This is a genomic window from Mesorhizobium sp. M0601 (assembly GCF_040320845.1).
In the GTDB taxonomy this organism is placed as follows: domain Bacteria; phylum Pseudomonadota; class Alphaproteobacteria; order Rhizobiales; family Rhizobiaceae; genus Mesorhizobium.
This window is the reverse complement of record NZ_JAMYQK010000003.1, coordinates 211,841-225,116: the sequence shown is the minus strand read 5'-3', so window position 1 is coordinate 225,116 and position 13,276 is coordinate 211,841. Positions and strand designations below refer to the sequence as shown.

The following is a 13,276-nucleotide window of genomic DNA, read 5'->3' as shown; positions in this document are numbered from 1 at the left end:
CACATGACGGCTCCCCCGCCGCTGGTGACCGTATTCGGCAGCCTGCATTACGACATCATGGTCGAAGCCCCCGATCGCCCACGCAAGGGCGAAACGGTGACCGGCCATGCCTGGCATCCGAAATGCGGCGGCAAGGGCGGCAACCAGGCGGTGTCGGCAGCGCGGGCCGGCGTGCGTGCGGCAATGATCGGAGCTGTCGGCGACGATGATTTCGGCCGCGCGCTTCTCGACAATCTCGATCGCAACGGCGTCGACCAGCGCTTCGTGGGAGTGGCTTCGGGCGCCGGCTCGGGCATGAGCGTAGCGATTTTCGACGACCGCGGCGACTATGGCGCGGTGATCGTCTCGGGCAGCAATCTCACTCTCGGCGAAAAGGACATTACTGAGGCGGCCGAGCTGATCGCGCAAACGGCGGTTCTGCTGCTGCAAAACGAGGTACCGGAAGCCGCCAACATTGCCGCGGCGCGAGCGGTGAAGGCGTTTGGCGGCCGCGTGGTTCTCAATGCGGCGCCGGCGCGACAGCTGACAGCCGAACTGATCGCGCTGACCGACATCGTCATCGTCAACGCCATCGAGGCGGAGTTCCTGGCCGGCGTTCCGGTCGTCGACACGCTCGAGGGTGCTGCGAAGGCGGCCGGCATACTCGTCGGTTCCTATCCGGCTGCAATCGTCACGGCCGGCGGCGAGGGCGTTGCCTATCGCGACCGCGACGGCCAGGCATTCGCCTTGCCGGCGATGCCGGTGGAGGTGGTCAGCACCCACGGTGCCGGTGATGAATTCGTCGGCGCCTTTGCGGCGTGGCTTGCGCGTAGAGAGCCCGTCGAGGCGGCACTTGGCGCCGCCAACGCCGCCGCTGCCTCGCTGGTCGCAACGCCGGAGCGCGAGCGCGGGGGTCTTGATCAATCTGAGCCTGCTCAGTGAGCGCCGCGATTCAATCGCTGTCGCGCGCGATCAGTTCCAGCGGCCAGACTTCACGGATGATGCGTGCGCCTTCGGCGCCGGCGTAAGCCGGGATCGATGCCAGCAGCATTTCGGCCAACCGCTCGCCCATCGGCTCGAGCGCCGGGCGGAAGCCGGTCAGCGCCGGCGAAAAATAGCGGCAGAGCGGGGTGTCGACGATGACGATCACCGCAACGTCGTGGCCGGGCCTGATGCCCGCCTCGGCCAGAGCCTTGCAGCCGCCAAGCGCCATCGCGTCGTTGTTGAAGATGATGGCCGTCGGCGGGTCCTTGGAGTGCATGACCTTCGGCATCACCGCGTAGCCGCCGGCCTCGTTGATGAAGCCGTCGGCGATCAACTCGGGGTCGAATTCGATGCCGTGCCGCCGCAACGCCTTGCGATAGCCGGCGAGGAACAGATAGCCGAAATTGAGGTCGAGCGACGGGCGGATGGCGGCGATGCGGCGGTGACCGCGCGCGACGAGACGATCGACCGCGTCAGCCCCGGCTTTTTCGAAATCGAGGTCGAGCGAGGGATAGGAATCGCCGCCGGAGCGGCTGCGGCCGAGCGTCGCGAACGGGAAACCGGCCTGGGTCAGATAGTCGATGCGCTCGTCCTCGCGCCGCGTCCAGGCCAGCACCACGGCATCGGCCCGCCGCGTCTCGACGACACGGCGCAGGCGCTCCTGCTGATAGTCGCCCGGCGCGCCCATCACCACGATCAGGTCGAGGCCGCTTTCGGCGAGCTTGGCCTGCAACCCGGTCAGGAACGGAATGAAGAACGGCTCGCCATATTCCTGGTCGCCCGGATGCGGCTGCAGCATGAAGGCGATCGAATGGGTGGCGCCGCGCCGCAGGCTGCGGCCGGACTGGTTCGGCGAATAATTCAGCTTCTTGGCCGCATCGAGCACGCGCTGGCGTGTGTCGGCATTGACGTCGGCGCGGCCGTTGAGCGCGCGCGACACCGTGCCGATCGAAATATTCAGGTGACGCGCAAGGTCGTGAATGCTGGACGCCAAAGGACAGTACTCCCCCTTGCTTGGCTAGCACCGGCTGCTCTCCGGGCCAAGCCGACGCCACGATTTTTCACAGCCGGCCAATTGACATTCTACGCCATCGGGTGTGTTCTCGTAAACGTTTACGGAAGAAACGTTTGCGGCCATGCCGTGAACGCCGTGACGATCGGTCTGGAGGGGCCGAGAGGGAGGAGTGCTGGATGATCAATGTCGTCCTGGTCGGCTGCGGAGCGATGAGCAAGGCCTGGCTCGATGCGGCCAAGCAGATCGACGGGCTCGCCATTGTCGGCCTGGTCGATATCGACGCCGAAAGGGCGCGGGCAAGGGCGCGCGAATACGAGCTTTCCGGCGCCGTCATCGGAACCGACCTCGACGCCGTGCTCGACCAGACCAGGCCCGACGCGATATTCGACGTCGTGGTTCCCGCCGCCCGCCGCGAGGTCGCGCTTTCCGCCTTTGCCCACCATTGCCATCTCTTGACCGAAAAGCCGCTCGCCGACAGCCCGGACAATGCGCGTGCCATTGTCGAGGCGGCCCGCAGCGCCGGCCGCATCCATGCCGTCGTGCAGAACCGCCGCTATGTCGCCAACGTCAGGCGCATCCGGCGCTTTCTCGATTCCGGCGCCATTGGTGCGCCAACCAGCATCCACGCCGATTTCTTCGTTGCGCCGCATTTCGGCGGTTTTCGCGAAGAGATGCGCCATGTGCTGCTGCTCGATATGGCGATCCACACATTCGATGCGGCCCGCTACATGGTGGCCGGCGAACCGGCCGGCGTCTATTGCCAGGAGTGGGAGCCGGCCAACTCCTGGTATCGGCAAGGGTCGTCGGCAACCGCAAGCTTCAACCTCGGCGGCGGCAAGCTGTTCACCTATGCCGGCAGCTGGTGCGCGGCCGGCTTCCGTACAAGCTGGGACAGTACATGGCGGATCGTCGCCGAGCGCGGCAGCATTGTCTGGGACGGCGCGGACGGATTGAAGGCGGAAGTCGTGCGGCCGGTCCGTGAAGGCCTGTTCGACCGCACCGAACCGATAGCCGTGCCGCCGCTCGACCCGGCAGATCGCGTCGGCGGCCATCTCGGCATCATCCAGGATTTCGTCCGCGCCGTCGAAACCGGCACCGAGCCGGAGACGCGCGGCGCCGACAACATCAAGAGCCTGGCCATGGTTTTCGCTGCGATCGAGAGCGCCGAAACCGGGCGCCGGGTCGCTATCGCTCAACAGGAGGGGTCATGATGCCAAACCCGCTGCTCGACATCAGGATCGGCACCATGGTGCGTGCGAACCTCGACGACCCGGCCGCCTATGTCAGGCAGATCCTGCCGCTCGGCTTCGAGAGCATCCAGCCGTTCTTCTGGCAGACGCTGGGCGGCAAGGACATTCCGCGGCTGGCGGGCGAGATCCGCGAGGCGATCGGCGATGCCGATGTCATCGTCTCGTCGATCGGCGTGTTCGGCAATCCGCTGGAGAGCGGCGAGATCGATCGCGGCGTGCTCGAGGCGTGGGAAACGATCATCGACAACGCGCATCGGTTCGGCACCAACATGGTCAGCGGCTTCACCGGCCGCATCCGCGGCAAGCCGCTGCCCGACAGCCTGCCGCGCTTCCGCGAGGTCTGGGGGCCGCTCGCCAAGCGGGCCGCCGACAAGGGCGTGCGCATCGCCTTCGAGAACTGCGCCATGGACGGCAACTGGGCCAGCGGCGACTGGAACATCGCCCACAATCCGGACGCCTGGGAGCTGATATTCAACGAATTGCCAAACGACAATCTCGGCCTGGAGTGGGAGCCCTGCCACCAGCTGGTCTATCTGATCGATCCGATCCCGCAGATCCGCAAATGGGCGCAGCGTATCTTCCACGTCCACGGCAAGGACGCGACGGTGCGCTGGGACGTGATCCGCGAACATGGCGTGTTCGGCCGCCTGCCGTTCGTGCAGATGCGCACCCCTGGCTTCGGCGACAGCGACTGGACGCGGGTGATCAGCGAGCTGCGGCTGGCCGGCTACAAGGGCGCCATCGACATCGAGGGCTGGCACGACCCGGTCTATCGCGGCGATCTCGAGATCACCGGCCAGGCGCGGGCACTGGATTATCTCCAACAATGCCGGGGAGGCGCGAGCTACCTGCCGAACCCGGTGTGAGGCTAATGCATGTCGCGCAAAAGTGCCCAGCGGTTTTGCGATAACGACATGCATAAAAACAGGACAAGCCGGCGGGAGGTGCCGGCCAGCGAAAGATTGCGGCGCAATGCCGAAGCGATCGTCAAAACCCCTCGGCTAGCGAGGGAACAAAGGGAGGATAAGTGCATGAGCATTACGATGAGAAGGACAGTTCTGCGCTCGACCGTCGCGGCGGCCGCGATGGCGCTCGCCGCCGCACTCTCGACCTTGCCGGCGCAGGCGCTCGATGCCCAGTGGTGTAAGGATGTCCATATCCGTTTCTTCGTCGGCGGCGCCGAGGGCGATGCCTTCGGCACGATCGTCTATAATGGCGCGAAGCAGGCGGCGGCCGATCTCGGGCCGAAGGTCGACTACATCTTTTCCCAGTGGGATGTCGAGAAGATGGTGCAGCAATTGCGCGAGGCTGTCGCGGTCAAGCCCCAAGGCATCGCCATGATGGGCCACCCGGGCGACGCCGCGATCATGCCGCTGGCCGAACAGGCGCACAAGGACGGCATCAAGATGATGTACCAGAACGTGCCGGTGCCGACGGTCACGGCGGCGTTCGGCGGCGGCTATGTCGGTGCCCAGCAGGAGCAGCAGGGCCGCGCGCTTGGTGCCGAGGCGGTCAAGCTGGCCGGGCTCAAGGCCGGCGACAAGGCAATCATGATCGGCCCGTTCGAGAACGAGAGCCGCGGCGCGCGCGAACGCGGCACTGTCGCTGCCCTCAAGGAAGCGGGCGTCGAGGTCATACAGCTCTCCTCGCCGCCAAGCGGCGAATGGGCTTCCGACCCCAATCTGGCCCTTCCGGTGATCACCGCGGCACTGCTCAACAATCCCGACGTCAAGGCGGTTGGCTATCCCGGCGGACAGATGCTGGGCAACGTCCCGACTTACATGCAGGCGGCGGGCAGGAAGCCGGGCGATATCTTCAACTTCGGCTTCGACACCAGCCCGCAGATCGTCGAGGGCTTCAAGGGCGGCTGGGTGCAGCTGACGGCCGACCAGCAGCCGTTCCTGCAGGGCTATCTGCCGATCCTCAGCCTCTGCCAGCAGGTTGTGCTGGGTCTCGCACCGATGAATGTCGATACCGGCGCCGGCTTCGTCACGCCGCAGAATTACGAGATCGTCGCCGAGCTCGCCAAGCAGGCGCTGCGCTGACCTCCCAAGCCGTCGGCCGGGATCGCGCCCGGCCGGCGGGACCGCCGGCGAAAAGGCCGGCACGCGACAATCAAGCGAGGATCGCCATGGCCGAACGCATCATCGAACTGCGCGACATCACCAAGTCCTACGGCCAGGTCTATGCGCTGGGCGGGGTCAATCTCAGCGTCGATCGCGGCGAGGTGGTCGGCCTGATCGGCGACAATGGCGCCGGCAAGTCGACGCTGATCAAGATCCTGTCCGGCGTGGTCAAACCGACCAGCGGCGAGATTCTCGTCCGCGGCAAGCCGGTGACCGGATGGAGCCCTGCGCGCTCGCGCGACGCCGGTATCGAAACGGTGTTCCAGGACCGGGCGCTCGCCGTGCAGCAGACGATCGTACGCAATATCTTCATGGGCCGCGAACTCACCGGCTGGCTTGGCTGGCTGAAGGTCAACAAGGAGATCGCGGAGGCGAGCCGGCTGATGCGCGAGATCGGCTTCACCTCGAAAGTGTTCACGCCACAGTCGATCGTCGGCCAGCTCTCGGGCGGCGAACGGCAGGGCGTGGCGATCGCGCGGGCCATCTATAAGAAGGCGGAGCTGATAGTCCTCGACGAACCGACGACCGCGCTATCGCTGACCGAGACCGCCAAGGTCTTCCACTTCGTGCGCCAGGTGCGGGCGAGCGGTCGCTCGATCCTGTTCATCGGCCACAACATCCACCACGTCTTCGATATCGCCGATCGCTTCGTGGTGCTGGACCGCGGCAAGGTCGCGCTCACCGCCGACCGCAGCGAGGTCAAATCGGCCGAGGATCTGATCAATTTCATGGAAGACGTCGCCCACCCCAGCGGATTGCCGGGGTTGCACGACGCGGGCGATGCAGGGAGGGCGGCACGATGAGCAAGACCATGGAACCCGATCTGCAGAGCCCCCTCGGCGGCACGCATAATGAGGCCGCCGGGAAAGAGTGGAGACACCCGTCCGACAATTGGCTGCGCGGGTTCATCCTCGACAACCGCGCCGCGCTCGGCACGCTTGCCGTGTTCATCGTCATGATGGCGGTGTTCATGATCGCCAACCCGATCGTGTTCACCACCTGGAATCTCTACAGTTCCGTGCTGACCACGCTGCCGGTGGCGTTGTTCGTGGTGGTGCCGCTGGTCTTCGTCGTCACTTGCGGCGAGATCGACCTGTCGTTTCCGGCGACAATGGGCTTTGCCTCATGGGTCTTCGCGCTGGTCGTGCAGGCCGGCTACGACCCGTTCCTCGGCATCGCCGCCGCAATCGTCACCGGCATGCTGCTCGGCTTCCTGGTCGGCTCGCTGGTCGTCTATGGCGGGCTGTCGTCGCTGATCGCCACGCTCGGCATGAATTTCCTGCTGCGCGGCCTGATCCAGATCATCAACGAGGGCAGGTCGACGGCGCTGACCGGCCTTGCCGACAGCTGGGCCTACAAGATCTTCTCCAGCCAGCTTTACGGCATTCCGGTGCAGATCTTCTGGGCCATCGGCTTCGTCGTGCTGTCGGCGCTGCTTTACAACCGCCATCGCTTCGGCGCGCAGGTCAAGGTGGTCGGCGACAATCCCGACAGCGCCCAGCAGATGGGTATCGACGTCAAGCGCGTGCGGGTGAAAGTGTTCGTCTTCGTCGGTATCGGCGCGGCGATCGCCGGCACGTTCTCGGTGATGATCAACTTCACCTGGTGGCCGACGGCGGGCGACGGATACCTGCTGCCGGTGCTGGCATCGGTGTTCGTCGGCGGCACCCCGACCTGGGGCGGCATCGGCACTGTTGTCGGCGGCGCGATCGGCGCGGTCACGGTCTCGTTCATCCAGACCGGCGTCGTCGCGGCAGGCCTGAGCGGCTTCTATGTCCAGTTCTTCAACGGCCTGATCATCATCCTGTCGCTGCTCGGCCATAAGTGGAACCAGGCGCGGTATCGCTAGCGCCCGGCGGCCTCACACCCCGGTGACAAACCCGTCCAGCACGCGTTTCTGGCCGGCTTTGTCGAAGTCGATGGTCAGCTTGTTGCCTTCGATGGCCGAGATGTTGCCGTTGCCGAATTTCTGGTGGAAGACGCGGTCGCCGACGCTGAAGGGGGACGGCGTGTCGGCGACGGATTTGGCGACCAGCTCGCCGTCGATGGTGCGCCCCTTGACCGAGGTGCGACCGGCGCCGTAGCCGGAGTCGGTTTCGCCATAGCCGATGCGCTCGACCTGGTGGCCGGAGCGCGTGCCCCAATTGCGGTCGGTCGCCTCGGTGCGGTTGGCTTGAGCGCGCTGCCAGCCCGGCGTCGCATAGGTGCTGGAGAAAGCGCCGGATTTTTCAGCACCGTTATTGCCGCCAATGTTGTCGAAGCGCGATGCCCCATAAGGGTTCTGCCTGCCTGCACTTTGGCCTCCACGACCGGAGGCGAACGAGCCGCCGCCATAGGCATTGCCGTAGCCGCCGTAGGAGTTGCCGCTCTCGGAAACTTCGACATGGGCTTCCGGCAGCTCGTCGAGGAAGCGCGACGGGATGGTCGATTGCCAGAGGCCGTGGATGCGGCGGTTGGAGACGAACCAGATGTGCAGGTTCTTCTTGGCGCGGGTCAGGCCGACATAGGCGAGGCGGCGTTCCTCCTCCAGCCCTGAGCGGCCGCCCTCGTCGAGGGAACGTTGGTGCGGGAACAGCCCTTCTTCCCAGCCGGGCAGGAACACGGTTTCGAATTCGAGGCCCTTGGCCGAATGCAGCGTCATGATGTTGACGGCGTCGAGCTCGGCGTTCTGCTCGGCGTCCATCACCAGCGCGACATGTTCGAGGAAAGAGCGCAGCGATTCATACTCCTCCATGGAGCGGATCAGTTCTTTTAAGTTCTCGAGCCGACCGGGCGCTTCGACCGAGCGGTCGTTCTTCCACATGTCGGTGTAGCCGCTCTCCTCCAGAATGGTCTCGGCGAGCTCGGTGTGCGGCGTGGTTTCGAGAGCCTTTTGCCAGCGTTCGAAATTGGCCGATACCTCGCGCAGTGCGGCGCGCGGCTTCGGCTTCAGCTCGTCGCTTTCGGCGAGTTTTGCCGCCGCCTCCAGCATCGGAATGCGCAGCGCCCGTGCGGTGTCGTGGATCTGGCGGATGGTGGCCTCGCCAAGGCCGCGCTTCGGCACGTTGACGATGCGCTCGAAGGCGAGGTCGTCGGCGCCTTGCGCGACGACGCGAAAGAAAGCCAGCGCATCGCGGATTTCGAGGCGCTCGTAGAAGCGCGGGCCGCCGATGACGCGGTAGTTGAGGCCGAGCGTGACGAAGCGGTCCTCGAATTCGCGCATCTGGAAGGACGCGCGGACGAGGATCGCCATGTCGTTGAGATTGTGCTTCTGGCGCTGATAGGCCTCGATGGTCTCGCCGACGGCGCGGGCCTCCTCCTCGGAATCCCAGGCGGCGTGGACATGCACCTTCTCGTCGTCCTCGGCGATCTTTTCGGTGAACAGCGTCTTGCCGAAACGGCCCTCATTGTGGGCGATGAGGTGGGAGGCGGTGCCGAGGATGTGCGCGGTCGAGCGATAGTTGCGCTCCAGCCGGATGATGGTGGCGCCGGGGAAATCCTTGTCGAAGCGCAGGATGTTGTCGACCTCGGCGCCGCGCCAGCCATAGATCGACTGGTCGTCGTCGCCGACGCAGCAGATATTTACGGTGGACAGGCGCGGGCTTCCCTCCCCCTCGAGGGGAGGGTGGCCGGGCGAAGCCCGGTCGGGTGGGGTCCGTGCGGCAGTGCTCGACCTACCGGCGGCAGTGCTCGACGCTCTAGCGGTGCCTTCTGCGGCAACCCCCTCCCCCCGCTTCGCGGGCACCTCCCCCTCAAGGGGGGAGGATTGCGGCCGTTGTGCCAACAGCCGCAGCCACATGTACTGGGCGGTGTTGGTGTCCTGATATTCGTCGACGAGGATGTAGCGGAAGCGCTTATGGTATTCCTTCAGCACGTCCGGATTGGCGCGGAAGATGCGGATCGGGTGGCATAGGAGATCGCCGAAGTCGCAAGCGTTCAGCGTTTTCAGCCGCTCCTGATAGGCCTTATAGAGCTCGCGGCCCTTGCCGTTGGCGAAGGCACGGGCATCGCCCTCGGGGATGTCGGCGGGACCGAGGCCCTTGTTCTTCCAGCCGTCGATCATCTGGGCGAACTGCTTGGCCGGCCAGCGCTTGTCGTCCAGCCCTTCGGCCTGGATAAGCTGCTTGATCAGGCGCACGACATCGTCGGTGTCGAGAATGGTGAAGTCGGATTTGAGCCCGGCCAGCTCGGCATGTCTGCGCAGCAGCTTCACTCCAATCGAGTGGAAGGTGCCGAGCCACGGCATGCCCTCGACATTGCCTTCGCCGATCAACAGGCCGATGCGCTGCTTCATCTCGCGCGCCGCCTTGTTGGTGAAGGTGACGGCGAGGATCTGCGAGGGGAAAGCCTTGCCGGTGGCAAGGATGTGGGCGATGCGGGTGGTCAGGACGCGCGTTTTGCCGGTGCCGGCGCCGGCCAGCACCAGCACCGGGCCTTCGGTGGTTTCCACCGCCAGCCGCTGCTCGGGGTTGAGGCCGTTGAGATAATCGGGCGCGTTGTTCTGGTTGCTGCGGGCAGCCATGGCGCGCGCGGCAATGCCCGACGGGGCCACGGGCCGCGCGTTCGGTTCGTCAAAAAAGGGCATGTCTTCCGAAAAGCCGGACATCTCCCCCCGAATGTAGTGATTCGGCAGCGAAAGGCCAGAAGTGTCTCCGTTTTGTTCTCTGTCCAGTCGGTAGACTCACAATCTGAATGGGTCTGCTAACCAAAACGCCGGGCTTGCGATGGGCCGGCACCGTAAAACGCCGAGCTTGCTTGACAGGGGAAGCGGGCCGGAGAAAGTTGCGTGGGGGCAGGAACGCAATGCGGGGTTGCCCATGGACGCGTCGCGGAGCGCACCAGTCGAAGGAGCACCGTCTTGGCTGTGGTCATCACCTCCCTGATCCTTTTCCTCATCGGCCTGGCGATTGGCGGCGGCGGCATCTGGCTCGTGACGCTGGGCGGCAGCTGGTACTACGTCATCGTCGGTCTAGCTTTCCTTGTCGCGGCCTGGCTGCTCTACAGGCGCAGATCCACGGCGCTGTGGCTCTACGCGGCGATCGTGCTCGGCACGCTCGCCTGGGCGGTCTGGGAGATCGGCTTCGACTGGTGGGAGCTCGGCCCGCGCGGCGGCATCATCGTGCTTGTCGCGCTATGGCTGTTGACGCCATGGGCGCGGCGCGGGCTTACCGGTCCCGACGGACGCGCGCCGCTGATCCTCGCCGTGCTGGCTTCGCTTGCCGTCGCCGGCTATTCGATGACGACCGATCCAAAGGATATTGCGGGTGAACTCAACACCGACAAGGTGACGCCGACGGCCGATCTCGGCGGCAACGTGCCGGCTGGCGAATGGCACTATTACGGTCGCACGCAATATGGCCAGCGCTATTCGCCGCTCGACCAGATCACCGCCGAAAACGTTGCCAATCTGCAGCCGGCCTGGACCTATCGCACCGGCGACGTGAAAGGGCCCGGCGACATCGCCGAGACGACCTATCAGGTGACGCCGCTAAAAATCGCCGACACGCTCTACATCTGCACGCCGCATAATTTCGCCATCGCCATCGATGCCGCGAGCGGTAAGGAGAAATGGCGCTTCGATCCGCAGGTCAAGCTCAACAAGGACCGCCAGCACCAGACCTGCCGCGGCGTGTCCTATTATGCCGATGCCAAGGTCGCCGCCGGCCAGCCCTGTGCCACACGCATCTACCTGCCGACATCCGACGCCCGGCTGATCGCGCTCGATGCGGCGAATGGCCAGGTCTGCCCGACTTTCGCCGAAGGCGGCACGCTGAACCTGCTCGCCAACATGCCATATCCGAAGCCGGGCTATTATTATTCGACCTCGGCGCCGCTGATCGTCGCCAACAAGATCATCGTCGGCGGCGCGGTCAACGACAATTATTCGACGCAGGAGCCGTCCGGGGTCATCCGTGCCTACGATGCCGACACCGGCGCGCTGTTGTGGAATTGGGATTCCGGCAATCCGGACCAGACGACGCCGCTGCCGCCGGACCAGACCTACACCAACAACTCGCCCAACATGTGGTCGACGGCAAGCGCCGACGAGAAGCTCGGCCTGCTTTATGTGCCGCTCGGCAACAAGACGCCGGACCAGCTCGGCGCCGGGCGCAGCGCCAATGACGAGAAATTCTCCTCGTCGATCACCGCGCTCGATCTCAACAGCGGACAATTGCGCTGGGTGCGGCAGACCGTGCACCACGATCTCTGGGACATGGACGTGCCGGCGCAGCCGACGCTGGTCGACATCACCACGGAAAGTGGCGTGGTGCCGGCGCTGGTCGGGCCGACCAAGCAGGGCGACCTCTATGTGCTCGACCGGCGCAGCGGCGAGCCGATCGTTCCGGTCAAGGAAGTGCCGGCACCGGGCGGCGCGATCGAGGGCGACCATACCTCGCCGACGCAGCCGGTCTCGGATCTCAGCTTCAGTCCGAAACCGCTGACCGGTGCCGACATGTGGGGCATTACCATGTTCGACCAGCTGGCCTGCCGGATCGAGCTCCGGAAGTTGCGCTATGAGGGCCGCTACACGCCGCCGTCGCTGCAAGGCTCACTGATCTATCCCGGCAATTTCGGCACCTTCAACTGGGGCGGCGTGGCAGTCGATCCGGTCCGGCAGGTGATGTTCGGCATGCCGACATACCTGGCGTTCATCTCCAAGCTGGTGCCGCGCGCCGACGTGCCGCCGCCCGGTGACACCAAGGGCAGCGAACAAGGCCTGAACCGCAATGACGGTGCGCCTTACGCAGTGATATTGAAGCCGTTCCTGTCGCCGCTCGGCATTCCCTGCCAGGCGCCGCCCTGGGGCTATGTGGCGGGTGCCGACCTTCGGACCGGAAAGATCGTCTACAAGCATCGCAACGGCACCGTCTACGACATGACGCCATTGCCGCTGCCGTTCAAGGTCGGCGTGCCCGGCATTGGCGGGCCGATGATCACTGCCGGCGGCGTCGCCTTCCTCGGTGCGGCGGTCGATGACTATGTGCGCGCTTATGACCTGACGACCGGCAAACAGCTCTGGCAGGCGCGGCTGCCGGCGGGCGGGCAGTCGACACCGATGACCTACACGGTAGCCGACGGACGCCAGTTCGTCGTCATCGTTGCCGGCGGCCACGGCTCGGTCGGTACCAAGCCGGGCGACTATGTGATGGCTTATACGCTGCCGAAATAGAGAAGTTCCTTCAGAGCCCGAGATGCCCTTTCAGGTCGGGTACCGATGCAAGTACCTCACTGGTCAGCTGCGGGCCGGCGGCTGTCTCGGCCTGCTGGACCAGCATCGTGCCGGCCTGGCTGATCTGTGCCAGCGTAAGACCTGATGCCTTGAGTATGGCGACGCCGTTGATCAGCGCGCCGGTCTTTTCGCCGAGAGCGCCGCCGAGCGCGCCCTCCAGCGAGGACAGGAGGCCACCACCGGAAGCCGCGCCGGGAGCCATGACATCATATTGCTTGGCCAGGGCGTCGGCTCCCGGGATCTTGGCGAAGAAGCTGGACAGAGTCGTGCCTTCCGCCTCGTGTTCGAGCACCGAGAAAATCGTGCCGGCGATCTTTTCCGTCAAAGCCTGGTTGAGACCGGATTTCTGGGAGACGGTGTTGATGATGTCCTGAACGTCCATGACCTTTCCTCAGGCTTTGGTGTTTGCGGGCGGGTGCCGGTTGGCGCGGATCTTGATCAACGATCGTTTGAAGGCGGTGAAGGCAGTGAACCGCAGCGCCAGCAAAGCCATAGCGGCGAGGGCGAACCCACTTGCCAGAAGCGGGGAGGGAAAGGTCATGGGCGTGTTCCTTCGTCAATCAGGCATTCTTTTCCCGCCAAATGGCCATTGTCGTTCGCCAAATGGCCCGAGTGAGGCATAGCCCGGTAACTTCTTTTTACATTGTGGTGCGTGCATTTAGCATTGCCACAAAGGACCAAAATTTAACGACAGTGGGGCCAGCGGCATCAC

At 65.0% G+C, this 13,276-nt stretch carries 11 protein-coding genes; 7 read left to right on the top strand and 4 right to left on the bottom strand.

What is annotated here, in order from left to right:
* Positions 1–3: 3 nt before the first annotated feature.
* A complete protein-coding gene (locus NKI41_RS05215) occupies positions 4–921 on the top strand; it encodes a ribokinase (RefSeq protein WP_352681768.1) in 918 nt (305 codons plus the stop codon).
* Between the two features lie 10 nt (positions 922–931).
* On the opposite strand, the gene NKI41_RS05210 is transcribed toward NKI41_RS05215, so the two are convergent.
* Positions 932–1,957 carry a LacI family DNA-binding transcriptional regulator gene (locus NKI41_RS05210; RefSeq protein WP_352681767.1) on the bottom strand — a complete coding sequence of 342 codons (1,026 nt, stop codon included), beginning with the start codon at positions 1,955–1,957 and terminating at the stop codon, positions 932–934.
* A 197-nt stretch (positions 1,958–2,154) separates the two neighbouring features.
* Here NKI41_RS05210 and NKI41_RS05205 point away from each other — a divergent pair, with 197 nt between their 5' ends.
* From NKI41_RS05205 to NKI41_RS05185, 5 genes are all read left to right on the top strand, one after another.
* Entirely contained in the window at positions 2,155–3,189 is a 1,035-nt protein-coding gene (locus tag NKI41_RS05205; protein ID WP_352681765.1) for a Gfo/Idh/MocA family protein, read from the top strand.
* Entirely contained in the window at positions 3,189–4,094 is a 906-nt protein-coding gene (locus tag NKI41_RS05200) for a sugar phosphate isomerase/epimerase family protein (RefSeq protein ID WP_352505670.1), read from the top strand. Before NKI41_RS05205 ends, NKI41_RS05200 begins: the two co-directional genes overlap by 1 nt.
* 165 nt (positions 4,095–4,259) lie before the next feature.
* The gene (locus NKI41_RS05195; RefSeq protein WP_023676725.1) at positions 4,260–5,273 is read left to right on the top strand and encodes a substrate-binding domain-containing protein; all 1,014 of its coding nucleotides are present in this window, start codon (positions 4,260–4,262) and stop codon (positions 5,271–5,273) included.
* Positions 5,274–5,359: 86 nt separating this feature from the next.
* Complete coding sequence (locus tag NKI41_RS05190) at positions 5,360–6,157, top strand: ATP-binding cassette domain-containing protein (RefSeq protein WP_352505623.1); 798 nt, start codon at positions 5,360–5,362, stop codon at positions 6,155–6,157.
* Positions 6,154–7,203 (top strand): ABC transporter permease, encoded by a 1,050-nt coding sequence (locus tag NKI41_RS05185; RefSeq protein ID WP_352505624.1) that lies wholly within the window; start codon positions 6,154–6,156, stop codon positions 7,201–7,203. Before NKI41_RS05190 ends, NKI41_RS05185 begins: the two co-directional genes overlap by 4 nt.
* Before the next feature lie 12 nt (positions 7,204–7,215).
* Here NKI41_RS05185 and NKI41_RS05180 read toward each other — a convergent pair whose 3' ends face one another.
* Entirely contained in the window at positions 7,216–9,939 is a 2,724-nt protein-coding gene (locus NKI41_RS05180; RefSeq protein ID WP_352681763.1) for an ATP-dependent helicase, read from the bottom strand.
* A gap of 252 nt (positions 9,940–10,191) precedes the next feature.
* Here NKI41_RS05180 and NKI41_RS05175 point away from each other — a divergent pair, with 252 nt between their 5' ends.
* The gene (locus NKI41_RS05175; protein ID WP_352681762.1) at positions 10,192–12,504 is read left to right on the top strand and encodes a glucose/quinate/shikimate family membrane-bound PQQ-dependent dehydrogenase; all 2,313 of its coding nucleotides are present in this window, start codon (positions 10,192–10,194) and stop codon (positions 12,502–12,504) included.
* A 10-nt stretch (positions 12,505–12,514) separates the two neighbouring features.
* Here NKI41_RS05175 and NKI41_RS05170 read toward each other — a convergent pair whose 3' ends face one another.
* A complete protein-coding gene (locus tag NKI41_RS05170; protein WP_023676720.1) occupies positions 12,515–12,946 on the bottom strand; it encodes a hypothetical protein in 432 nt (143 codons plus the stop codon).
* A gap of 9 nt (positions 12,947–12,955) precedes the next feature.
* Positions 12,956–13,105: a hypothetical protein gene (locus NKI41_RS05165; RefSeq protein ID WP_023676719.1), complete on the bottom strand. Its 150-nt coding sequence runs from the start codon at positions 13,103–13,105 to the stop codon at positions 12,956–12,958.
* Positions 13,106–13,276: the final 171 nt, after the last annotated feature.